This is a genomic window from Mesorhizobium sp. M2A.F.Ca.ET.043.02.1.1 (assembly GCF_003952405.1).
Lineage (GTDB): Bacteria > Pseudomonadota > Alphaproteobacteria > Rhizobiales > Rhizobiaceae > Mesorhizobium.
This window is the reverse complement of record NZ_CP034445.1, coordinates 477,767-499,534: the sequence shown is the minus strand read 5'-3', so window position 1 is coordinate 499,534 and position 21,768 is coordinate 477,767. Positions and strand designations below refer to the sequence as shown.

The following is a 21,768-nucleotide window of genomic DNA, read 5'->3' as shown; positions in this document are numbered from 1 at the left end:
GCCGCCTCAGCCGCCGAAGCGGCTCAGCCAATGGCGGGCGATGTCGGAGCGGCGGCAGACCCAGATATCGGGATTGGCGGTGATCTTGTCGAGGAAGCGCTCCAGGCCGATCATGCGGCCGGGACGCGCAGCCAGCCGGCAATGCAGCGACACCGTCATCACGCGCGGTGTCTTCTGGCCTTCTTTCAGCAGCCAGTCGACGCCGTCGCTGACATAGTCGAAGAACTGGCTGCCGGTCTCCAGACCGGAGCCGCGCGAAAAGCGGCTGTCGTTGTTGTCGAAGCTGTGCGGCACGACCAGATGCCGCTTGCCGCCGACATCGACGAAATAGGGCAGGTCGTCATTGTAGTCGTCGCAGTCGAACAGGAAGCCGCCATGCTCGACGACCAGGCTTCTGGTGTTGAGGCTTGGCCGGCCGGTGTACCATCCGAGCGGATCGATGCCGGTGATCTTGCGGACCGCGTCCACCGTCATGGCGATATGCTGGCGCTCTTCCTCTTCGCTGAGGGGCGCGTAGTCGATCCAGCGCCAGCCATGGCAGACGATGTCGCTGCCGAGTGCCGCGATCGCCTTGCCCGCGGCTGGGTTGAGCTCCAGCGCGCGGCCGACGATGTAGAAGGTCGGGATGACGCCCTTGTCCCGGAACAGCGAGATCAGCCGCCACACGCCGACGCGCGAGCCGTATTCATAGAGCGATTCCATGTTGCGGTTGCGCAAGCCGGGAACGGCCGGCGACACGGCAAGGTCGGACAGGATCGCCTCGGAAACACCGTCGCCTTCGCCGATCGAGTATTCCGCGCCTTCCTCGTAGTTGACGACGATGTTGAGCGCCAGTTTCGCGCCGTCCGGCCATTCAGCCTGCGGAGGCCGCTCGCCATAGCCGATGAAGTCGCGGGCGGGCAGATACGGCATGTCTGACGTCACGTCTTGAAATCCCCTCGGATGAAGCCCTTACCAGCATTGCCGGCCGCGCAGGGCGGTCAGGATATGCAGCGTGCGATCCATGACGTCCTGCGGCCCGATCGTGATGCGCAGGCAATCGACCAGGCCGTAGCCGGAGAGGCCGCGCACGATGATGTCGGCGCCGCGCAAAGCATTGTCGGCCGCCGCCGCTGCCGCCGTGTCTCCAAAGCGGACCAGGACGAAATTCGTCCGGCTTTCCGGGACCTCGTAGCCGGCCGCCCGCAAGCCTTGCGCGAAGCGGTCGCGAATGTCCGATGTGCTCGCCACCGTCGCGCGCATATGGGCCTGGTCCTCGACGGCCGCGACGGCCATGGCAAGGCTGACCGTCGAGACCTGGTTTGAGTTCTGCATCTTGCGCACCTCGGCGGCGATCTGGGGTGCGAACAACCCCCAGCCGACGCGCGCGCCGGCCAGCCCGTATGCCTTGGACAGACTGCGCAGGACGACGGTGTCGCCGCGCCCGGCCAGCGCGAAGATTGCCTGCGGATCCTGGTCGTCGAATTCGCCATAGGCCTGGTCGATCATCAGGAGAACGTCGCCGGGAAGCGCCGCGCGCAGGCGCAGCAGCTCGGCGTTTTTAATGCGCGTGCCGGTCGGGTTGCCCGGATTGCAGACGAAGACGATGCGCGCCGCCGGCGTGAGAGCCGCCAGGATGGCGTCGATCGAGACCTCAAAGTCGCGCTCGGCCGCCTTGACATAGGCCGCCCCAACACGCGCGGCCGCCGAGGCGACGAAATTATAGGCGTAGCTGGTGGCGAGCACGTCGGCGCTCGGACCGGCGAAGGCCGCAATGGTGCAGGCGATCAGCTCCATCGAGCCGGCGCCGCACAGGACAAGGTCGCGCTCGACGCCGTAGGTTTTTGCGATGGCCTCGCGCAGCAAGGTCCAGTCTGGGTCTGGATAAAGATGGCTGCGCGCCACGGCATCGCGGCCGGCCTCGATCGCCTTGGGGCTGGGCGGGAAGGCGCTCTCGTTCTGCGCCAATGTCGGCCGGTCATAGCCGCCGAAATTCGCCAGCGCGAAAGCGGACATGGCCTCGATATGGGCGGCGGCTTTCAAGGGCACGGCATAAAGGTCCGGCTATCGGCTTGTCGACAAGGTGTTGCGAAGGAAGGCTAAGGCAGGGCGGCCAAGCGGCAAAGCAAAATTCGCCGGCACAATGGCTATGGGAATTTGGCCCATGCCGGGTTGGTGGCGCCGGTCCTGGCTCCGTTTCCTCAATTAGACGGGCCAGCCAGCTTTGTGCTGCTCAGTGTTTTCGCCAGAGATGGCTACATGTCGTATCGGGGCACCATCTTCGGCGACCGCAGTTCCTGGGCCATTTTTGCCGCCTGGAAGATCGTCATAAGGACGTAGGTCGTTTCACCTTCGGTCGAGTTTATGGCCAAGACCACTCGGCCAATCTCGTCACTCATGGCGCAAGACCAATCCTTGACTGCAATCGCCCGTTTCCCCGCCATGTGCCCCTGCCTTTCCTTCGCGAGGTTATTTGGCGTCGTAAAAACCAGCAATTTGGACTGAATGCCCATTGCGTTGGGCCTAACGTCGTTGGCTAACCAGCAAGCCAGTGCTCCTGAATTTCAGCAGCCCGTGGCTGAATGCAAAAGGAAGGTGCGCTGTCACTGTAATCTTGCAATTGGTTATCGAGATTGTCATCAACTCTGCGCGGCGTTCAGGGTTTAAACGCGTCGCGATTGACGGTGATGGCTGGGGGCTTCCACCCGAAGCCTCCAGGCATATCCAACGCAGCGCTACGGAAACTTCGCTCGACTTCAGCGGTATAGGTGCCGTCGTTCTCGAAACGGTCCCAGAGAATGAAGCCGATAATGAGCGCGATGACGAACAGGGGCCAACGCATCGGACAGTCCCTCAGATGCCCGACCGATATTATCTGCCAGTGGACCCATAAATACAAGCTATTGCTAATATATAGTGACTTGGCGTGACAGCTACCTATGACCGGGAACTAGGACTGGTCGCCAGGTTGCCGGCTGGGCGAATCGCCCAAGTCTGGACTGGGGGCACGAAAATTCCATCGCCGATGCGCCCTCTGCAGGCCGATCCGCTCATCAAAGACGCGATCCATGGTGCCAAGTCTACTCTTCGAGCGGTTCCGGTGTAGATCGGCACCCAGCGAAGTCGAGTTGTATAGATATGCCGCAGATCAGCCGATTTTGGCTGCTCTGAAAAACTCTGAAGATCTTGGAATTGTTGGCTCCCCGGGCCGGATTCGAACCAGCGACCAACCGGTTAACAGAGGGTTTCCAATGCGACTTTCTGGATCAGCGTGCGACACCCTGAATTTCTAAAAATTCTATGGATAACAACTAATTAGCGTTTCATCCTGTCGCGACCTGTCGCAGCCGGTATCGACAAAGCTCGTGGTTTTTTGTAGATTATTCTGTAGATCACTCACGGAACCCGGGTAAACCGGTTGTAGCAAAATTGGTCGCTGGACAGATGCCGAAACTCGAACTCACCGACAAATTCTGCCAGGCCGCCAAGGCCGGTTTCGGCCGAAAAGCCGACTATTTCGATACGACCGTCAAAGGTCTTGTGCTGCGCGTCTCGGCGGGTGGGCAAAAGACTTGGTTCGTGGTTTACGGGCCGCCCGACAAGCGGCAATGGTTGAAGCTCGGCACCTATCCCGAGATACCGCTCGGCACCGACAAGGGTGCTCGCCAGAAGGCCAAGGACACTCGTGCAAGCGTGCAAGAGGGCGGCGACCCTGTGGCCGCCAAGAAGGCGCACGCCGCCTCAATGACCGTCTCTGATTTGGTCGAGAGCTATCTCACCCGCCGGGCATCATCGCGGCGGTCGGTCGATGAGATTGCGCGCCGGCTGCGCAAGAATGTGTCCGGCTATGACGCTGACGGAAAGAAGGTCGAGAAGGCATCATCTGGTTGCATCGGCGAGGTGAAGCTCGCGGACCTGCATCGTCGCGACATCACCAAGGCGATCGACGCGGTGAAGGACCGGGGCGCGGCCGTCGAGGCGAACCGGGTGTTCGAGGATATTCGCGCCATGATCCGATGGGGGCGCGGTCGTGGCGATCTGGACAGCAACTTGACCGAAGGTATGGCGAGGCCGACCGAAACGGTCGAGCGCAACCGCGTGCTGACGGCCGACGAGATCAAGACGATGTGGGCAGCCTTGCCCGAAGCCGACATGCGGGAAAGCACCCGCCGCATTCTGCGCCTGTGCCTGGTTACCGGACAGCGTGTTGGCGAGATCGCCGGCATGGAGCACGGCGAACTGGACTTGACACGCGGCCTTTGGACGATACCAGCCAGGCGCGCGAAGAACGGCCGCGACCATGTTGTCCCGCTGTGCGAAATGGCAATCCGGATCATCGGCGATCAGATCGCAGACGTGAAGGCGCTGTCGGAGCGCAAGGGTAGGGCGGTACCGCATTTCGTTTTTCCTGGACCGGGCGCCCGTGCAGCCGTCACCGGCGCATCTGTCCCGAAGGCAGTGAAGCGAGAAGAGATTACCAAGCGCGGCGTAGCAATGATCATGGGCATTGCACCGTGGACGCCGCATGACCTTCGGCGATCTGCTGCGACGGGCATGGAAGAAATCGGCATTTCGCCGTTCATCGTCGGGCAAGTGTTGAACCACGTTTCGGTGACCAAGAGTACGGTCACGTCGCGGGTATATGCGCGCTACGACTATATGAGCGAGAAACGGGACGCCTTGGAGCTTTGGGCCGATCGGCTTGCCGGCACTATTGCAGGCAAGGGCAACATCGAACCTCTGCGAGCGAAGGCATCAGTTGCATGAACCAGTCTGCGCGGTCGCCGTTCGACCCGAATGCTTCCTGCTGCTCGCCGAAGTCTTCGCGGTTGATCTTGATCCCTCTGACTGCCGCCGCAATCGAATGATTGTCGGCTAATGGACGCGCTTTGCCTTGCCTACCGGGAGCTACTTCACCGATCCTACGTCCTTTCGGAACGCCGTGACAGACGCACGCCGACACCACCGCCATTTTCAGGAATGAACTCGATGCCGGCATTCTCAAGCGTTTTTTGGAGGAGGTATCGCGTTCCTGTTTGAGGAACAGAACGGTCGTTTTCGAAATTGCGAATGGTAACAGCACTCGCGCCGGAGCGGGTGGCGAGGTCCTCTTGCGTCCATTTCAGCAGCGCTCGTGCGGCGCGACATTGAGCAGAATCCATGTCGCAAACTGGTGATAACTCATGAAAATCGCAAGCTTTTTCGAAAACGTTGACAGATGCTTTCTAAAACCAATAATCCTTTTGTTTTCAGAAAACGGCCGCACCGAATGCGCCAACACTCGATGCGGCCTCACCAAAACCCAGCTGTTAGGAGCTCGGATCATGGCTGATTCCAACAATAGCATGAGTACGTTTTTCGTCACCCGGCGGCGCTTGCTAGCGGGTACTGTCACGGCCGCGGCGGCATGGCCCTTCCAGATAAAGTCGCTGGCCGCCCAACTGACGGACGGCAGCAGCGCGGCCGATCCTGCTCTTCGTCTGTGTGGTAACTGGCAAGAGATCCACGAGGAGACACTGGCGCTGTGCCGCGAACAGCAGCGGTTGGAGACACACCTCGCCAGGACGGTCGGCTTTCCCTGCGCCAAGCTGCGGCTTGCCGATGGTACGGGCGTGACGCTCATTCCATCGAAAGCCTGAACGATGCCTACTCGCCTGAAAACGAAGTAGAATGGGGCAGGGCACTTGCGGATTTTGCGGCGCACCAGGCGCGCTGGGACGCTGCTGATGATGAGATCGGCTATTCGAGAACAGACGAACTGATCCGGCAATCGGAAACAGCCGAAAGCGCACTTCTGGATGATCTACCAGAGACAGCGGCCACGTCCATCGAGGGCATTTTGGCCAAGCTCAAGGTCATCTTGCGTGACGGTGAGCACTGGGAACATCCAGACGATTTCCCCTGGCCGCATATCCGATCTGTGCTGGGTGACCTCTCGCGCCACCATAAATATCGATCCGGCGACGCCATGACCGCTGCCTCCTGATAAAGGCCAGCCTTTCGCGCAGGGTTGATCACCCTCATCACAACTTGTCGCCCCGGTTTTGCGGACGCCACGAAGCGGGATTGGCGATCCAGCGGCTGATGTCGGATTCATGCCATCCTGCACCGTGGAAACTAATCTGGATCTGGCGTGGGAACGTGCCTTCGGCGATCTTGCGGTAGATGGTGGACCGGGACAGACCGGTCCGGGAAAGGACGGTTTTCAGGCGAATGATACGGTCTGGTTCGGGCATGGTCGTGCTGCCTCCTGCTGGCTGTTTCTGGCTGCTCCTGATCCAGAAAGGAGAGACAGTTACGGCGCGCAAGAGGGCTTGCGCATCGTCGTAGCCCGACGTAGAGACGGCGGCAAATAGGACGGGTCTAAAGTCCAATGCCGCGGCCTCGGCTAAGGCGTGATTGAGGGCGAGTTCCAGGCCGAAACGAAGGCCTGACACTGAAGAAACCCTGCCAGGAGACAGTCCATGTGCGCCCAGAGTCCAGTTTGCCTGGGGTTCTTGGAAGCTTTTCGAACTTTCTGTGCCTCGCCTCAACCCGAATTGCGGGTGCTTGTGCGGGAGGCATCGAGTGTAACAACTGCTTTTCGACTTACCACAGTCATTGGAGCGCTTTTCCACCCGGAAAGTGACGAAGCTCCGCCATGTAATGGGTCCTCGCGGTCAGCTTCTCCTTTTCAGCCGCATACGAAACGGCCAGGTACGCGCGAAAGCAGGCTTGACGTTGGCTGGTCAAGATAGCGCCGACAGCACACTGAGGAGCGACCCTCATTTCGATCCAGCGTCTATGCCTCACCCCCAGTTGTTTCGCGATGCCAGGACGGCGATGCTCGTGCACCGGGTCCTTCGGCAGCGGTCACGAGGTCGAAGAAGCGCTCGATGAGCTTGCAGCAGCCACGCGTCGGCCGATGAGAGATTTCACAAGGCTGGACGCAGGAGAAACGCTCGGGCTTTAGTCCTCCGGCACGCTCGCCATACTTCAAAGGTGGAAGACGCTTCGCCGTATGGCGATCTCGCTCGCGCAACCGATCTGAGCGACGATAGCCGCCAGTACCGCGTTTCGAGTAGCTGTTTTGCGTTTTGAAGCTTTGACCATTGGCGAGAGGCGTGCCGAGCTTCACCAGCTCGTGCGTCTCCGCCTCCGGATTATGAGGCGGCTCGATGAGGCGAGCGCTCGGCAGATATGGTTCTGAAGGCAGCGGCCGAGGTGATCGAAGCTGTGTCGGTCGAGCCTGACCGGCCGATCAGGATGCCAAGGGCCGACTGGACGCTTGGTCTCTGAGAGCATCAGCCAGTCAGTCATTCGGCCCCCAGGAAATCGGCGCCACCATTCCCTTTCCAGCACGGCTGCCAGCAAGTCACCGGCCGGTGTCCGCGGCGTGCTCGGCGACGAATGCAGTTTCGGGCATCCGCTGGGCGGCCTGGGCGAAGCAGCAAGAGCCGTTTCGATCCAGGTGGCGGCTGTGGTCCTCGTCGATCATGGCCGTGGCCTGCTTCACATGCAGGCGCAGGACGGTGCTCGCCGTCGCCGCGCTGGCGGTCGGTTCGGCCAGCCCAGCCCTGCCTTCATGGGAATCTGCTAAAATCATCTATTGCCACAAGTGCTGCGCTGCCGGCCGCGACGATCGGAACCTGCAGTTCACAAACCAAGCCGTGACGCCAGAGCAGCGAAAACGTTGGACGTCTTGTCCGACGGCCAGCAAGCGCGGGCCTAGCCGGCGGAGGCTCGGAAACAGTACATGGCGCCGGCTTATATAAATATTCGCCTCTGCCGAGAGGATCGGCACGCATTCGTTGGTAGTAGGCCGAAATCGCTGGGCCGCCAGCGAGGCGCACTCGCCGATAAGGCGGCCCGGCGGTTCCGTTGGGTAGCGTTGATGGATGACCGCCGGGCCTAACCGGCGCTGGGTGTCGAGTGGCGCACGCGGCGCCGGCCGAGCGAAACAATACGCCCCGGCCGAAGTAGTACGCACGTACCCATAAAGACGAACCTGGGAGTAGCCCAACTTCGCGGTCTTTCAGCTGTCCGATCCCGGGACCGAATTGCTGGCATCAATCTTGCGTCAGCCGAATTACTGGCACGGCAAGGGATCTTATTAACATGCGATTGTCTGCTCAGCCTGGGCGAAAGCCAGGATCACCGAAATGCATATACTCGGCGCCGCTGCAGATCGAGCATGTGCAGATCGACGAGAACGGCGATGTGACCGTCTCGATTATTGCTGACGACATCTACTCGAAGAATTCCACACAGCGCTATCAGACCACGCTGATCGAAGCCGAAATCAGCCTTCTCTCCCGCGGCGCCAAACGGCGCTTCGAGTATGACGCTTGCCGATAAGCCGCGACTTATGCAAGATTCCAGGCGACGGGCGTGACCGAGATCGAGGTCGAAGCCGTCGGCATGCCAAACGATTGGCAATACCGGCGCTTGGGCAGCATGCGAGGCGAAAGCGGCGTACCGCGGTCCTGGCCGCCGGCTGCGGCATGACGGTTCGCCAGTTCGCCAAGCTGCCCCTGGATAGGCAGCAGGCCGTGCACAAGGCTATCTGACGCTGATGACGGCATCGTCCCCAGGCGGTTCGTGGTGCCGCAGTGCCGGACCGCACCTTTGAGCTCGCGCTCGGATCAGGCGGTCGGGATCGCCGGGCTTCTGACAGTCGCGCACAGGCAAAGCACGCCAGATCGATACCGAAGATTGGTCTCAGTCCGGCAACGTTATCACCTGGCGCCAGGCGATATTCGCAAAAGCTCGCCTAAGCGGAGCGGCAGGTAAGGTGACACATGCAACTCGGCACAGCTGTCTTTCCATCGTTGGAGATATTGGGCGACTGGAATGCCGCTCCGACCAGGCCAGCGATTGAGTGCGCCAACAGCCTCGACGGATTGTGGAACCCGCTCGTATTCCGCTAGAACGGTCAAGGACATCGCTTGTGCGAATGGATTGAGTCCTGGAATTTCGATCTCATTGCGGTGGCCGGCAAACCATGCTGCAGGATCGCCGAGGCCCTGCGAGTCCGCGAGGGCCTCATAGCCTTTGATGATGTTCCGGCGGTATTCGGCAATGGCATCGCCGAAGCCGTTATCGCCAGCGAACGGCGGGTCTTGTTTCCAGCTCTTAGCCAGGCGGCTTAGGCCCCGCAGCGAGAAGGCCTCCACCATTGCTTCCTCCAGCCATTGGCATGGCGACGCAGGCTTGGCATCGGCCTGCCAGCTGTTGGCAAAGACATGGCCGAGCTCATGCCCGAACTGATAGGCAAGCTTTGACCAGTCGCGTTCGCCGATATCGACTATCGTCCATGCCAAGCCGCTGCCGTCGGGGTGCAGCCAGATGGCGGGTGGACCGGTTGTATGCTCCTCGACACGCAGTCGCGTTGGCTGGCGATCGGAGAGAAGGCGCACACCGTCAAAACAGGCTTGCCGCATACGTTCGACGACCTGAACGGCTGCTCCTTCCAGCATGCGTCCCCAGTCGCCGGCGAGCTCGATCGGGGCAGTAGCGAGGGTCGGCCGCGGGCCGGCTTGGCTAGACTGGGAGCGCATGGCCGTCTGGACCGTCCTCCAACCACCCGAATGAGCCAACGATGCCGATGCCAGCGCGCCGGCGACCGATCCGATGAGCGAAGTCAGCAAGTCTCGTCGCCGCAACTTTTGGCCCGGGGCTACGATGTTCATCGAATCTGTATTTGTCCCGCTCGGCGGAAAATGGAAGCCCTCCGGCTTGTTCCGCAGTAATTTGAAGGTTTAGGTTGTAGGCCGGCGTGTCGGCTAGGAGGCGTAAGGTGGGCGAGGCGATATTCTCCAAATCCTACGCTGGAGATGCTCTCTCAAACTGGGAGATTGCCCACGAACTGTCAAAGAGCGTGGATAGCGACGCTCTGGTCGTTTGCGACAGCATCCGCTACGACTGGCATCTTTTACGCCTCCACGACCCGGCTTTTCTATATCGGAAGGTTCGTATGAGGTGCGTTGTCAAATTCCTCCCCACGACAACCACCAGTTTCTATATCCATCACTATGGCGGGCAGGACATTGCTGAAATTGCGTCCGACGGCACGATTGTGAACAGGGGCGTCGGCACCGATCTGTCGGCCAATGCACTTGCGAACGGCGCATTTGAGATCGACGCGACCTTCCTGAGCCGTCACGGGTCACTCTCGATAGGCTGTTCCAAAAACGGCCATGGGGTCTATGCCGGAACCGGGCTTGAGCAGTTTGCGCTGCTGAGTGTTCTTGTTGAAACGTTTGACGCCTACGGCGAGCTGTCCCGAACGCCGGCGGATGAACGGATCACCCTCGTCGATGTCGGCGGTCAGGGAGGGCTGCAACTCAAATGGATGCTGCGGGCCGAGGAAATCACGCCTGTGGTCTTTGAGCCCTTGGCCTCAGAGGCCATGGCAATTCGCCAGACGCTCAGCCGGATACCTGGCGCGCAAGTGGTCGAAAAGGCGCTGGCAAATACATCTGGCCCGCAAAAACTGTTCGTCACCGCTGGATCCTTTTGCTCATCGCTGCGAGAGCCGGATTTCGAGATACTGCAGCACTACCCTGTGGGTCGGGTCTTTGAAGTCGTCGGCACACAACAAGTCGAGTGCGTCCGGTATGACGAATTGTTCCGCGCAGGCGTGGTTCCGACGCCGGATGTCATAAAGATAGATGTCCAAGGCTTCGAGTACGAAGTTCTGCTTGGTTTTGGGCATCTATTGGAATGCTGCCTGGCTATCGAGCTGGAAACCCATGTCGTCCCAATCTATCGAGGGCAGAAGCTGCTCGGTGACATAGTCGACGTTCTTGGCGATTTCGGTTTTGCCTTGCGCCAGCTCACGCAAGTAAATCACTTCGATGGCGACGCAGTCGAGTTCGACGCGATTTTTACCAAGAGGCGCGACAGGATTGCTGCGCTCTCGTCGCCGGCCAAGAGAAAATTTGAGGTCATCGGCCAAACCTTGGGGGTTCCACCGTATCGGTGAAGCCGGCGCAAAACTCTCCTTCGACGGCGATGCCAAACCACTCGATATCTAACCGGCGCGCCTATGTCTTCCGCTAGCCTCTCCCTGGCTTCAAGATGCTCAGCACTCGCTTGTAGCGCTCCAGATTGCCCCCGCTTTGTAAATGGATCGCATCCCCTTCCGACGAATAAGGAAGGGAGCCGGTGGGGTAAAAAGGATCTGTCTCGGTCGGTGAATTCCATATGAAAATGGGAATTCGGCGAGAAGCAAAATAGAGAGACAGGACTATATCGTCGCTATGCCGGCAGTCCATGTCGCTCGAAGTGTTGCGGACATACTCCAGGAAGTCGTCGCCAACGCATGCAGGAGGATAGAGGACCGTGCCGAATCCTTCGAACATCGATACCTGCATTTCCCCGTATTTGAACGTGATGCTGCCGTCTGGATTGAAGTTCCCGCCATGCCGCGCCAGAATGCGATATTCAGTATCGCGGTGTGCTTTGCAGAGCAGCGCAAGCTGATTTTTCGGATAGGCAAAGTCGTCGTCTACCGACCATATGTATGTCTCCTTCTCGTTGCCATGGCGCAGCAGGGTCGGAGCGATCTTTGTGACCGGGCCGTAGTCGTCGGTGCGAAATATCTTCACCCGCTCCATTTCGGCGAGCCATGCCGGCAGGATGTACGGCTCATTAGTACGCACACATACGTATGGGACATTCAACTCGACATGCTCGACAGCAACGGTCTGGCCGAGCACGCTCTCAAGCGCCGGACCAATTCGATCAATTCGCGAGGGAATGGTGGTCATCGAGGCGATTATTCGCATAGCCTTTCCTGTCTTTCCGAACGGACCGCTACGCCGCTGTCTTTGATGCCAGCTGCAGTTTCACTTCTTGTCCGTCGCTAGTCGATCGGAAAATTGCTCGTCGTCCACGATCACCAGCGGCGGCATGCAGATGTAGCCCTGCATCGACCCATATGCGGCGCACATCGCGCAGTCGATGCCGGTATCCTCGATGATTACGTCCGTCCCAGGAAATGGGATGAGGCGGTGTCGCAGCGGCAGGCACTTTTCCAGGAGAATGCGCGCGCCTCTTGGCGTGATCGTGTAGGCTTGCAGCCCAAACGAATGCTCTATCCGGATGAGCGATCTGGGGAATTTGTCGGACTGAAACAGCGCTGTTCTGTTGGTGTAGCGACGATCGTAGAACTCCAGCTTGGCTTTCGAAAGACCAAAGTCCAACCAGAGAAAAGACGGATCGATGATATAGCCCCACTGTATCATGTCCCAACCGGTCGGCGCCCGGGACATGATCTCTGCGGATTCCTCGATAAATCGAAACGATGCTCGGACATCGTCCTCAAAGACCGTTATCGTCCTGTTCTCCGATACCGCACGCTTCCACAGATCGATGTGCGACAAAGCGCATCCCAGCGTCCCCGGGGGGTACCGACAATCACCGGTGATAAGGCCTTCCTCCATGAGCGCGGCCCTGTCCAGGGAGGTGCCGTCAACGGCCGATATGCGAGCCGTATTGTGCATCAGATGCCAATTGTGACTTTGATACCGGTTCCAGCGATCGACGCTGCGGTCAAGGTTGATCAGATGGATCTTCAGCGAGTCCGGCAACTCGGGCCTCGCCAAAAACGGAGCAGGCGCCGAGGCCGTTGCGCCAAGCAATTGCGGCACGTCGCCCGCGTCGCGCAAAAGCTCTCTTGCCCGTTCGATCCCGCCGCTGACATGGTATTCGTGATCGCCGAAAGTAATGTAGCCGTAGACCTGCCGGTTATCGATGTACTGGACGATGCCGGCCCTCCTGGCACTGTCGGCGAATACGACATATTCGTAGCGCGATGTGCCGTCGTCATAGGTCAGTTCGGTCAGCACATCGGCACGTACAAGATAGGTGCAGTGCACGAGCGGCATCTCGATAACGCCGCGTACATGGCGGTTGAGCACCCAGCCATATTGGTCGCAGTGTTGATAATATCCGTTCGCATCGACCTCGGCATGATAGTTCGAATAATATTGGCCTGGCGAGATGGAGCGCAGCAGGGGCGCGACGATCGGCAGGTCCAGCGCAACAAGCTCCCGCAGCGTCGCCGGCCGCACGAAATTGTCGACGTCGACGACGAAATAGAAGTCGCAATTGTGCTCGAGAGTTTTCCGCAGGCTGATGTTGCGGATTCGGCCAAGCACCTTGAAGCGTGTCTCGTTCCATTCGTGCTCGCGAAACTGCTCGACCCGGTCATTGACGTCCGAAGTGTCGAGCTCGACCGCCGCATAAAGGTGGCCGACGCGCTCCAGCCACTCGCGCAGGATCTGCTCGGTCTTGTCGGTGTTGTTGTTGGTGCGGATGTAGAGGACGATCGATTCTCTCGGGTAGTCGAGCGACTCGATGCACGCCAGGTAAAGCGGCAGCGCTGGCTCTTTCTGCTTGGCCAGTATCGCGACCAGGACACGCGGCACGACCTCCAGCCGCGAACGCAACGATCGCTGCGCAATCAGCGCGTGCTGCTCGACCAGGCTTTCCGCGCCAAGTCTTCCTAATACCGGTGGCTCGCGGACCTCGAGCTTCTCGGTCGCGAAACGCGCATTGGCCACCACCCGCTTTAGCATGTCCGGCGGCAATTTGTCGGAGGCAAGCAGCTTCAGGCACGCGTCGAGCGACTCGCGATATGCGCCCGCCCAATACGCGTTGATCGAAAACTCGTCGAGCAGCCCGTAGTCATAGACCCAGGGCTGGACGAAGAGACCGGTCGGCTCCGTGAGGTCCAGGCCGCGACGCGCGAATTCCTGTCCTTGCGCGTTCCGGCCCTGGCTGCGGCAATAGAGGCTTGCCGCGTGCAGCGCCTCTGCGCGTGCCGGCACTGTCTGGGTCGCACGCTCATAGACCGCGACGACCTCTTCGAAGGGCTTGCCGAGCGCGGCCATCAGGTTCCCCGCCTCGAGCAGGCTCACATAGACCTCCTCGTTCCAGAAACCCAGCTCTGCTCGCTTCAGATACTGTTCCAGCGCCTTCTCGCGTTCACCGAAATCGCGATAGCTTTGCGCGAGATAGAAGGTGTAGCGCGATATCAGGAACGGATCGGTCTCGGTTGCGAGCACGTTCTCCAGCACCGCCGCGTCGTCCTGGTATTTTCGTGGGTTTTGGCTGCGCGCTCCCCCACGTCCCGTGGCAATGCGAAATCCCTCGGCGTTCTGCCGTGTGATGGGGCCAGGCGGAGCCTCCAGATATTCGTGCAGCACGCCCTTGAAGGAAAAGGGTAGGCGGTTGCGGCAGATCTGCGGGCGATAGAACGAGATATTTCCATGGGATACTTCGACATCGTAGAGATCGTGTTCCATCCGCGACTTGAACACGGCTGGCTCGAAGTCACGATCCAGGATCAGCGTATCGTCGGCATCGATGATCATTGCATAGTCGACGGTCTGGACTTCGCGCAGCCGCTCGAGAGCGAAGCTGCGATTGTATGCAAATTCCCGCCATGGCTCGTCGATGACGGCTCCCTGGACATTGTTCTGCGCGAGAAAGCCTCGGATGAGGTCTTGCGTGCCATCGGTAGAACCCGTGTCCACGATGAGCACATAATCGACAAGAGGCAGGGCGCTGGCGAGGCATTGCAGGATAACCTTCGCCTCGTTCTTGACGATCATGCACAGACCGATGGTGCTCACGCCGATCCCCCGCCGACGCAACTATAGTTGCACTGCTGTACCATCCAGGACAGCAATCCTTTCAGATGAGGACTCATCCAACCCTCATGCCCCATCCCGCGCCCGTGAAGCCTCAACCATTTGTATGATGGTGCTCAATTTTTAGCGAGCGAAATGGCCGGATTTAAGCCTCGGATTTTCAAAGGGTTCGGGTCCCCGAGCTGTCATTTCGAAGACGCCAGGCGAGACTCTACCAAGCGAACTTCCGTTCATAAAGTGTAAACCAAGCCATTTACAATTTTATAAATTTCGCATTTACTAATATCTAATGCAACTGAGAGTAGCCTCGGATTGGGCGGGAGGACCGCCTGTCCGCGCGTGTCCGCAAAGCTAGGAAAGGATCCGGGAGCAAAGCCACTTCACCCGTGAGGGCGCGGTGCTTGTGGTGGCGAGCGAACGTTCCGCCGATTGGCCTGAAATCTGTGGTCCAGGCCTCGATCTCCCGAGTGATATTCCGTTGCGAGTGGTCGGCTCCTTGCATTTCGTCGTCGAGAAATCGCGGCACGCGTGATGGAGTTGACAGTGGTCCGGTTAGTATCGCCCGCCAAGCGGCGTCGCGTCGACGCGAGTTCCCGCTTCGACATGCCCCAGGCTCATTCGAACCAAGCTGCCCGCGTCGGTCGCTCCGCTTGCCCTCAGGGCATCCCGGCACGGGAGCGCTTTCATGAACTTGGACGACCTTTTGTTCCCGCCACCGTGGTCAGCAGGGACTCGCCGCGGGTGCTCGGCTACTGACTGAAACCCAAAGCTACGAAACGAAAGAACGGCGGCGCGAGCCGCAACGGATCGAGGAGGACGTGATGAGCTATACAGCAGGCTTTGCCGTCATGGATGTCGCTGTTCGGGGTGTCTTGCCCATCGGCGACGATACCGGGAACGTGACATATTTCGTGCTCGACACGACCAAGAGCGCCATCGTCGGTCAGGTCAACCTCCCCAAGACGGTCAAGCGAAGCCTCGCTGTCTCCCTTAACGTCAAGGTTCCGAGCACCGCCGGCTCGTTGGCGATCGGCACGTTTGACGACGGCGGCAATTTCCAGGTCGCCAGCTTCCTGCGCGTGGAAACACCTGTCGTTCCGCGGCCCGGCGGTGCCGTCGGGCCGTCAGCGAGGTGATCGCGTCCAATCTCATTGTTCCCTCTCGCCTGCCAAACCGGTGGGCGGTTTCCCCTTGAATTGAATTCAAAGCCAACAGGAGCCAGTTATGGCCCGTGCCTCTGAAATTCTTTTTGTGGATCCTTCAATCTCCGACCTGCAGACCGTTCTCGGCAATTTGAGGCCTGAAGTCCGGGCTGTCGTGCTCAACAGCGGCCGACCGCCGGCGCAGCAGATCGCCGCCGCCCTCGATGGCCACAAAGGGCTCGACGCAGTCCACATCATCGCTCACGGCGCGCCGGGACGGGTCCAATTCGCCGCAGGGGAGTGGTCCGCCGCCACGTTGAAGGAAAGCGACCAGGATTTCGCCGCCATCGGCAAAGCGCTCGCCGCGGATGGCCAACTGCGGCTATGGAGTTGCTCGGCGGCATTGGGGAATGTCGGCGAAAGGTTCCTCGAGGCATTGGAAGAAGCCGTAGGCGCCGAGGTTTGTGCATCCAGGTCGCTGGTTGGCGCGGCGAATCTGGGTGGGTCTTGGGGACTCCCGCACTATGCGACCTCGCCCTTGCCGCCGATCACTTCAGCTGGCGTAGCAAATTACTCAGGGGTACTTGAATCGGGCGACCTTACACTCGCCGGTTTTACAGATGCTGGCAGCAGTAAAAGTATTAATACATACTATCTTATCGATACAAATAATACAGCAACTATTGCTGACGATACGATCGTCGGCACATTTGTTCTTAATTCCTCCGCTAACGGCGTAGCGCCGAATTTTGCCGTAACCATAACGGTTCCGGATATTACTCATACTTATCTTATCTATGATTCGGGCTTTCGCCAATACGGCACGCTGAGTCCCGTCGCCGACGTTGACCTCAACACCGCGGGTGACCAACCAGGTTACGATTTCGACACCGCTCCCATCAACCAAGTCGGCGCTCCGGGCAACGATGGCAATCACTTCAATGGTGGCCTTTTAACAATCACAAGTTCTGGCTCGGTGGGCGCAACGGGCCCTGCGGGTGCGACGGGCGCTACTGGCGCCACGGGCGCGACCGGAGCAACGGGTGCTACGGGCGCAACCGGGGCAACTGGTGACACGGGTTCGACCGGTTCCACGGGTTCAACTGGCTCGACTGGTTCGACCGGATCCACTGGCTCGACTGGTGCGACCGGCGCAACTGGTGACACGGGCGCAACCGGGGCAACAGGCGATACAGGCGCGACTGGAGCCACCGGTGCGACTGGTTCCACGGGCTCGACAGGCGCGACCGGCGCAACTGGTGCCACGGGCGATACGGGCGCGACTGGAGCCACGGGTGCGACCGGAGCAACAGGCGATACAGGTGCTACAGGGACCACGGGCTCCACGGGCGCGACTGGTTCCACGGGCTCGACAGGCGCGACCGGCGCAACTGGTGCCACGGGCGATACGGGCGCGACTGGAGCCACGGGTGCGACCGGAGCAACAGGCGATACAGGTGCTACAGGGACCACGGGCTCCACGGGCGCGACCGGTGCCACGGGCTCGACAGGCGCGACCGGCGCAACTGGTGCCACGGGCGACACGGGCGCGACTGGAGCCACGGGTGCGACCGGAGCGACCGGAGCAACAGGCGATACGGGTGCTACAGGGGCCACCGGCTCCACGGGCGCAACCGGTGCCACCGGTGCTACGGGTTCGACCGGTGCCACGGGTGAGACCGGTTCAACTGGAGCGACAGGTGCCACTGGCTCGACGGGCGCTACAGGCTCGACCGGAGCAACGGGTGCGACTGGAGCAACGGGTTCGACCGGAGCCACCGGCTCGACGGGCGCTACGGGTTCGACCGGAGCAACGGGTTCGACCGGAGCAACTGGCGCGACCGGAGCGACTGGCTCGACCGGAGCAACGGGTGCGACTGGAGCGACTGGTTCGACCGGAGCCACAGGCGCAACTGGAGCCACCGGCTCGACGGGCGCTACGGGTTCGACCGGAGCAACGGGTTCGACCGGAGCAACTGGCTCGACCGGAGCAACGGGTGCGACTGGAGCGACTGGTTCGACCGGAGCCACAGGCGCAACTGGAGCTACGGGCTCGACTGGAGCCACGGGTGCGACCGGAGCCACAGGTTCGACCGGAGCCACGGGTGCAACCGGAGCTACTGGATCGACCGGAGCCACAGGCGCAACTGGAGCTACGGGCTCGACTGGAGCCACGGGTGCGACCGGAGCCACAGGTTCGACCGGAGCCACGGGTGCAACCGGAGCGACTGGATCGACCGGAGCCACTGGCTCGACGGGCGCTACGGGTTCGACCGGAGCAACGGGTTCGACCGGAGCAACTGGCGCGACCGGAGCGACTGGCTCGACCGGAGCCACGGGTGCGACTGGAGCGACCGGTTCGACCGGAGCCACAGGCGCAACTGGAGCTACGGGCTCGACTGGAGCCACGGGTGCAACCGGAGCGACTGGTTCGACCGGGTCGACTGGCTCGACCGGTGCCACCGGTTCGACCGGAGCCACAGGTGCAACAGGAGCCACCGGAGCGACGGGTTCAACCGGAGCAACGGGCTCGACCGGTGCCACAGGTGCGACTGGAGCCACCGGGGCGACTGGAGCGACGGGGTCGACTGGAGCCACAGGCGCGACCGGAGCCACCGGGGCCACAGGCGCGATTGGAGCCACCGGGGCGACTGGAGCAACGGGTGCGACCGGGGCCACAGGCGCGACTGGAGCCACCGGGGCGACTGGAGCAACGGGTTCGACCGGAGCTACAGGTGCGACCGGAGCCACCGGGGCGACTGGAGCAACGGGTTCGACGGGTGCCACCGGTGCGACCGGAGCCACCGGAGCGACGGGTTCGACCGGAGCAACGGGTGCCACCGGCTCGACCGGTGACACTGGAGCGACTGGCGCGACTGGAGCCACCGGAGCCACAGGCGCAACTGGAGCCACCGGAGCGACGGGTTCGACCGGAGCAACGGGTGCCACTGGCTCGACCGGTGACACTGGAGCGACTGGCGCGACTGGAGCGACCGGTGCGACCGGAGCTACAGGTGGAACGGGAGCCACCGGAGCCACGGGTGCGCCTGGTCCGACTGGCGCAACCGGAAGCCACGGAGGCGGGACCGGCCACACCGAGCATGGCAACAATGGTGGCGGCAATGATCCAGACGGAAGCGACAGCAGCAACCCCGGCAAGGGTCACGACAATGACGGCACCGACAACGACGGCGCGCCTGGCCACAGCGGCGGTGCCAACGTCACGGCCAGCACGCTGGGGCTGACGGACACCAAGCAGTTCCTGCAATCCGGCTCGGACGGCAATGGCGGCTCCGGTTCGTTCAAGGACCTCGTCAGCCAGGCCGTCGGTTCGGCGACGACCGATCTCTTGAACGTTCTCAACACGGTCAAGGGCTTCGGCCAGAACCAGAACAAGCCGTCCGGCGCGACTTCCGACCTGACTTCGGACAAGGGCAAGCAGGGTGCCGGCTACGGCCAGACCGACGATACGCTGAACAAGGCTTTGAAGGATATTCTGAAGCCGAATGGCTGAGTGTTGTTCGAAAACAATGCATGCGGGTCCCGCGGAAACGCAGGGCCCGCATACGCACGTCCGGGACAGGGGCCAAGGGCTCGTCCTCCAAGACTGTTCAGGCTATGATGGAACTTGCCGGAAGCTCTGGCCGAGGCGGTGTGCCGGGAGCGTCCACGAACCCTCGCTTGTGGGTCGCAGGGGGAGTGCATGGTAAGCGTGCCTCGAAACACCGAAGCCCAGCCGGTCCCGATCCGTGCGGACGTGAAAGCGGACAGGGACGGCGGGATTGAGAGCGCGGCGAAGCGGATCCCCGGCGGGCCCCCTGCGTTTGACGGCATCGGGCCGCGCCTCAAGGCAATGCTGCAGGTCGCCCGCTATCACGGCGTCGAGCTTGACCCGAACGAATTCAGGGCGACAAGCGCGGCCTCGGTTCCAAACGCCTCCGATCTCTCGCAATGGGCGCAGAACGCCGGAATGTGGTCGCGCGCGCTCCGCATACGCTGGTCACATCTCTTGCGCTTCGAGCACACTGGTCCGATCGTCCTGCTGTTCAATGATGGCGGAGCCGGTCTCCTCATCGGAGCGAGCGCCGAGCAAAATGTCGTTCTGCTCAGAAGCGTCGATGCGCCCGATGACGCGGACGCCGTGCCGATCGACGAGCTCCGCCTGCTGCAGGTATGGTCGGGCGAGGCGATCCTGTTGCGGGCGGCGCGCTCCTACATTGCGGCGGACGCGCCATTCACCTTCGCCTGGCTGGTCGATCTGGTGCGACTCGAGAGCCGGCCGCTGCGCGACATCGGCATCGCCTCGTTCACGCTGAGCATCCTCACCATTCTGCCGCCCCTCATCGTCATGACGGTGGTCAACAAGGTGCTGCAGTTCAGCAGTGTCTCGACCCTAGTCCTCCTCTCCGCGGTCATCGCCGTCGTCTTCGCCTACGAGACGCTGCTCGGCCATGCGCGACGATTGATCATCAACGTCGTCGGCGCCCGCCTGGACACCAAGCTCAATCTGCATGTCTTCGGCAGGCTGCTGCGTCTGCCGCTCGACTATTTCGAGCGTCACCCGGCGGGTGAGACGATGTACCACCTCGCGCAGATCTATCGCATCCGCGAGTTCCTGACCGGAAAGCTGCTCAGCACGTTCCTGGACCTGATCACGCTCTGCGTCCTGATCCCGGTGATATTCTACATCAACGCGACGCTCGCGTGGATGGTGCTCGCCTGCGCGGTCGTGATCATGGCGATCATCTTCGCCTTCCTTGCGCCATTGCGCCGACGCTACCAGAGCGTGGTCGACGCCGAGACCTGGAAGGCAGCCGCGCTCGGCGAAACCGTCGTCGGCATCAAGACCGTCAAGGCGCTCGGTCTCGAGCCGCAGCGCAAGGCGCTATGGGACGAACGCGTGGCCGACGCAGGCAAGGCGCGTCTCGCCTTCGGGCAACTGGCGAACTGGCCGCAGACCCTGGTCACGCCGATCGAACGTGTCATGGTCCTCGGCACTATGCTGATCGGCGCCTATCTCGCGATGAGCGATGGGTCGGGCTATATGGTCGGCAGCCTGTTCGCCTTCATGATGATCGCACAGCGCGTCGCCCAGCCGCTGGTCGGCCTGGCGCGGCTGGTCGAGGACTATGAGGAGGTGGGCGCGGCAATCGGCGAAACCGCTTCGGTCCTCAACCGCCCCTTGGAAAGCAGTTCCAATTCCGCCGGTTTGCGGCCAAAGCTGGTCGGCGAGATCAAATTCAACGATCTGACCTTCAGCTATATCGGCACCAAGACACCGGCGCTCGACCGTGTCAACTTCGACGTTCCGGCCGGCACGATGTTCGGCATTGTCGGCCGCAGCGGTTCGGGCAAATCGACGATTGCCCGGCTGTTGCAGGGGATCAATCGCGACTACAGCGGCTTCCTCAAGCTCGATGGGGTCGACCTCAAGGAAATCAATCTTCGTCACCTTCGCCAGGGACTGGGCGTCGTCCTCCAGGACAATTTTCTGTTCCGCGGCTCGATCCGGGACAACATCATTGCCGGCCGTCCCGGCCTGACGCTGTCCGACGCCATGCGTGCCGCTCAACTGGCGGGCGCCGCCGAGTTCATCGAACGCATGCCGAACGGCTACGACACCTATATCGAGGAAGGCTCCCCCAACCTCTCCGGCGGCCAGAAGCAGCGGCTGGCAATCGCCCGCGCGCTGATCCATGATCCGACCATCCTGATCCTCGACGAGGCGACGAGCGCGCTCGATCCGGAGAGCGAGGCCGTGGTCAGCTCTAATCTCATGCGAATCGCCAGCGGGCGCACGATGATCATCGTTTCCCATCGGCTCGCCTCGCTGACCGAATGCGACCAGATCCTGGTCATGGACCAGGGCAAGGTGCTCGACGTCGCGCCGCACGCGACACTGCTCGAACGATGCGCACTCTACCGCCAGCTTTGGCTGCAGCAAAACCGACATCTTGACGGTCGGCACGGCCGCTTGGCGGCCGTTCCGCCCAGGCTTGCTTAGA

Annotated in this window: 18 protein-coding genes and 1 pseudogene; 9 read left to right on the top strand and 10 right to left on the bottom strand. The window is 61.2% G+C overall.

Features of this window, described 5'->3' with window-relative positions:
- Positions 1 to 6: 6 nt before the first annotated feature.
- The 4 genes from EJ068_RS02380 to EJ068_RS02365 all read right to left on the bottom strand — a co-directional run bounded on the left by EJ068_RS02380 (position 7) and on the right by EJ068_RS02365 (position 2,821).
- On the bottom strand, positions 7 to 924 hold the full coding sequence (locus EJ068_RS02380) for an allantoinase PuuE (RefSeq protein ID WP_245463319.1): 918 nt from the start codon (positions 922 to 924) through the stop codon (positions 7 to 9).
- A 27-nt stretch (positions 925 to 951) separates the two neighbouring features.
- Complete coding sequence (locus EJ068_RS02375) at positions 952 to 2,028, bottom strand: histidinol-phosphate transaminase (RefSeq protein WP_245463318.1); 1,077 nt, start codon at positions 2,026 to 2,028, stop codon at positions 952 to 954.
- Positions 2,029 to 2,234: 206 nt separating this feature from the next.
- Complete coding sequence (locus tag EJ068_RS02370) at positions 2,235 to 2,492, bottom strand: hypothetical protein (protein ID WP_189342107.1); 258 nt, start codon at positions 2,490 to 2,492, stop codon at positions 2,235 to 2,237.
- Positions 2,493 to 2,635: 143 nt separating this feature from the next.
- Positions 2,636 to 2,821, bottom strand: a complete 186-nt coding sequence (locus EJ068_RS02365; RefSeq protein WP_042644823.1) for a hypothetical protein — start codon at positions 2,819 to 2,821, stop codon at positions 2,636 to 2,638.
- A gap of 602 nt (positions 2,822 to 3,423) precedes the next feature.
- On the opposite strand from EJ068_RS02365, the gene EJ068_RS02360 reads away from it, so the two are divergent.
- Positions 3,424 to 4,746 (top strand): site-specific integrase, encoded by a 1,323-nt coding sequence (locus tag EJ068_RS02360; RefSeq protein ID WP_127250227.1) that lies wholly within the window; start codon positions 3,424 to 3,426, stop codon positions 4,744 to 4,746.
- 155 nt (positions 4,747 to 4,901) lie between these two features.
- Here the strand turns inward: EJ068_RS02360 and EJ068_RS02355 are convergent, their stop codons facing one another.
- Positions 4,902 to 5,141: a helix-turn-helix transcriptional regulator gene (locus EJ068_RS02355; RefSeq protein ID WP_126102667.1), complete on the bottom strand. Its 240-nt coding sequence runs from the start codon at positions 5,139 to 5,141 to the stop codon at positions 4,902 to 4,904.
- A 21-nt stretch (positions 5,142 to 5,162) separates the two neighbouring features.
- On the opposite strand from EJ068_RS02355, the gene EJ068_RS02350 reads away from it, so the two are divergent.
- A complete protein-coding gene (locus EJ068_RS02350; protein WP_127250226.1) occupies positions 5,163 to 5,618 on the top strand; it encodes a hypothetical protein in 456 nt (151 codons plus the stop codon).
- The gene (locus EJ068_RS32490) at positions 5,504 to 5,965 is read left to right on the top strand and encodes a hypothetical protein (protein ID WP_189342106.1); all 462 of its coding nucleotides are present in this window, start codon (positions 5,504 to 5,506) and stop codon (positions 5,963 to 5,965) included. The genes EJ068_RS02350 and EJ068_RS32490 overlap by 115 nt, the downstream gene beginning before the upstream one ends.
- A gap of 37 nt (positions 5,966 to 6,002) precedes the next feature.
- On the opposite strand, the gene EJ068_RS02345 is transcribed toward EJ068_RS32490, so the two are convergent.
- Positions 6,003 to 6,215, bottom strand: coding sequence for an AlpA family phage regulatory protein (locus tag EJ068_RS02345; RefSeq protein WP_127250225.1), 213 nt, complete (start codon positions 6,213 to 6,215; stop codon positions 6,003 to 6,005).
- Between the two features lie 1,118 nt (positions 6,216 to 7,333).
- Positions 7,334 to 7,564 (bottom strand): hypothetical protein, encoded by a 231-nt coding sequence (locus EJ068_RS02340; protein ID WP_127250224.1) that lies wholly within the window; start codon positions 7,562 to 7,564, stop codon positions 7,334 to 7,336.
- 590 nt (positions 7,565 to 8,154) lie between these two features.
- Between EJ068_RS02340 and EJ068_RS32485 the strand changes: the two genes are divergently transcribed.
- Positions 8,155 to 8,316 carry a hypothetical protein gene (locus EJ068_RS32485; protein ID WP_189342052.1) on the top strand — a complete coding sequence of 54 codons (162 nt, stop codon included), beginning with the start codon at positions 8,155 to 8,157 and terminating at the stop codon, positions 8,314 to 8,316.
- A gap of 380 nt (positions 8,317 to 8,696) precedes the next feature.
- Here EJ068_RS32485 and EJ068_RS02335 read toward each other — a convergent pair whose 3' ends face one another.
- Entirely contained in the window at positions 8,697 to 9,437 is a 741-nt protein-coding gene (locus EJ068_RS02335; protein ID WP_245463317.1) for a hypothetical protein, read from the bottom strand.
- Between the two features lie 320 nt (positions 9,438 to 9,757).
- On the opposite strand from EJ068_RS02335, the gene EJ068_RS02330 reads away from it, so the two are divergent.
- Positions 9,758 to 10,945, top strand: a complete 1,188-nt coding sequence (locus tag EJ068_RS02330) for an FkbM family methyltransferase (RefSeq protein WP_128315033.1) — start codon at positions 9,758 to 9,760, stop codon at positions 10,943 to 10,945.
- A gap of 73 nt (positions 10,946 to 11,018) precedes the next feature.
- Here EJ068_RS02330 and EJ068_RS02325 read toward each other — a convergent pair whose 3' ends face one another.
- Positions 11,019 to 11,732 (bottom strand): hypothetical protein, encoded by a 714-nt coding sequence (locus EJ068_RS02325; RefSeq protein ID WP_128298010.1) that lies wholly within the window; start codon positions 11,730 to 11,732, stop codon positions 11,019 to 11,021.
- A 78-nt stretch (positions 11,733 to 11,810) separates the two neighbouring features.
- On the bottom strand, positions 11,811 to 14,582 hold the full coding sequence (locus tag EJ068_RS02320; RefSeq protein ID WP_245463316.1) for a glycosyltransferase family 25 protein: 2,772 nt from the start codon (positions 14,580 to 14,582) through the stop codon (positions 11,811 to 11,813).
- A gap of 860 nt (positions 14,583 to 15,442) precedes the next feature.
- Between EJ068_RS02320 and EJ068_RS02315 the strand changes: the two genes are divergently transcribed.
- From EJ068_RS02315 to EJ068_RS02300, 4 genes and pseudogenes are all read left to right on the top strand, one after another.
- Positions 15,443 to 15,757, top strand: a complete 315-nt coding sequence (locus EJ068_RS02315; protein ID WP_126078796.1) for a hypothetical protein — start codon at positions 15,443 to 15,445, stop codon at positions 15,755 to 15,757.
- 88 nt (positions 15,758 to 15,845) lie between these two features.
- Positions 15,846 to 16,289 (top strand): annotated as a pseudogene (locus EJ068_RS33040) (DUF4347 domain-containing protein); the annotation flags it as partial.
- Positions 16,290 to 19,112: 2,823 nt separating this feature from the next.
- On the top strand, positions 19,113 to 19,277 hold the full coding sequence (locus tag EJ068_RS33035; RefSeq protein WP_210214170.1) for a hypothetical protein: 165 nt from the start codon (positions 19,113 to 19,115) through the stop codon (positions 19,275 to 19,277).
- A 189-nt stretch (positions 19,278 to 19,466) separates the two neighbouring features.
- Positions 19,467 to 21,767: a peptidase domain-containing ABC transporter gene (locus EJ068_RS02300; protein ID WP_126078795.1), complete on the top strand. Its 2,301-nt coding sequence runs from the start codon at positions 19,467 to 19,469 to the stop codon at positions 21,765 to 21,767.
- Position 21,768 lies beyond the last annotated feature (1 nt).

Coding starts and splice junctions, on each gene's coding strand:
- EJ068_RS02370 (WP_189342107.1), bottom strand. CDS start 2,492: ATGGGCATTCAGTCCAAATTGCTGGTTTTTACGACGCCAAATAACCTC.
- EJ068_RS02365 (WP_042644823.1), bottom strand. CDS start 2,821: ATGCGTTGGCCCCTGTTCGTCATCGCGCTCATTATCGGCTTCATTCTC.
- EJ068_RS02360 (WP_127250227.1), top strand. CDS start 3,424: ATGCCGAAACTCGAACTCACCGACAAATTCTGCCAGGCCGCCAAGGCC.
- EJ068_RS02355 (WP_126102667.1), bottom strand. CDS start 5,141: ATGGATTCTGCTCAATGTCGCGCCGCACGAGCGCTGCTGAAATGGACG.
- EJ068_RS02350 (WP_127250226.1), top strand. CDS start 5,163: ATGAAAATCGCAAGCTTTTTCGAAAACGTTGACAGATGCTTTCTAAAA.
- EJ068_RS02345 (WP_127250225.1), bottom strand. CDS start 6,215: ATGCCCGAACCAGACCGTATCATTCGCCTGAAAACCGTCCTTTCCCGG.
- EJ068_RS02340 (WP_127250224.1), bottom strand. CDS start 7,564: ATGATTTTAGCAGATTCCCATGAAGGCAGGGCTGGGCTGGCCGAACCG.
- EJ068_RS02335 (WP_245463317.1), bottom strand. CDS start 9,437: ATGCTGGAAGGAGCAGCCGTTCAGGTCGTCGAACGTATGCGGCAAGCC.
- EJ068_RS02325 (WP_128298010.1), bottom strand. CDS start 11,732: ATGACCACCATTCCCTCGCGAATTGATCGAATTGGTCCGGCGCTTGAG.
- EJ068_RS02320 (WP_245463316.1), bottom strand. CDS start 14,582: ATGATCGTCAAGAACGAGGCGAAGGTTATCCTGCAATGCCTCGCCAGC.
- EJ068_RS02315 (WP_126078796.1), top strand. CDS start 15,443: ATGAGCTATACAGCAGGCTTTGCCGTCATGGATGTCGCTGTTCGGGGT.
- EJ068_RS02300 (WP_126078795.1), top strand. CDS start 19,467: ATGGTAAGCGTGCCTCGAAACACCGAAGCCCAGCCGGTCCCGATCCGT.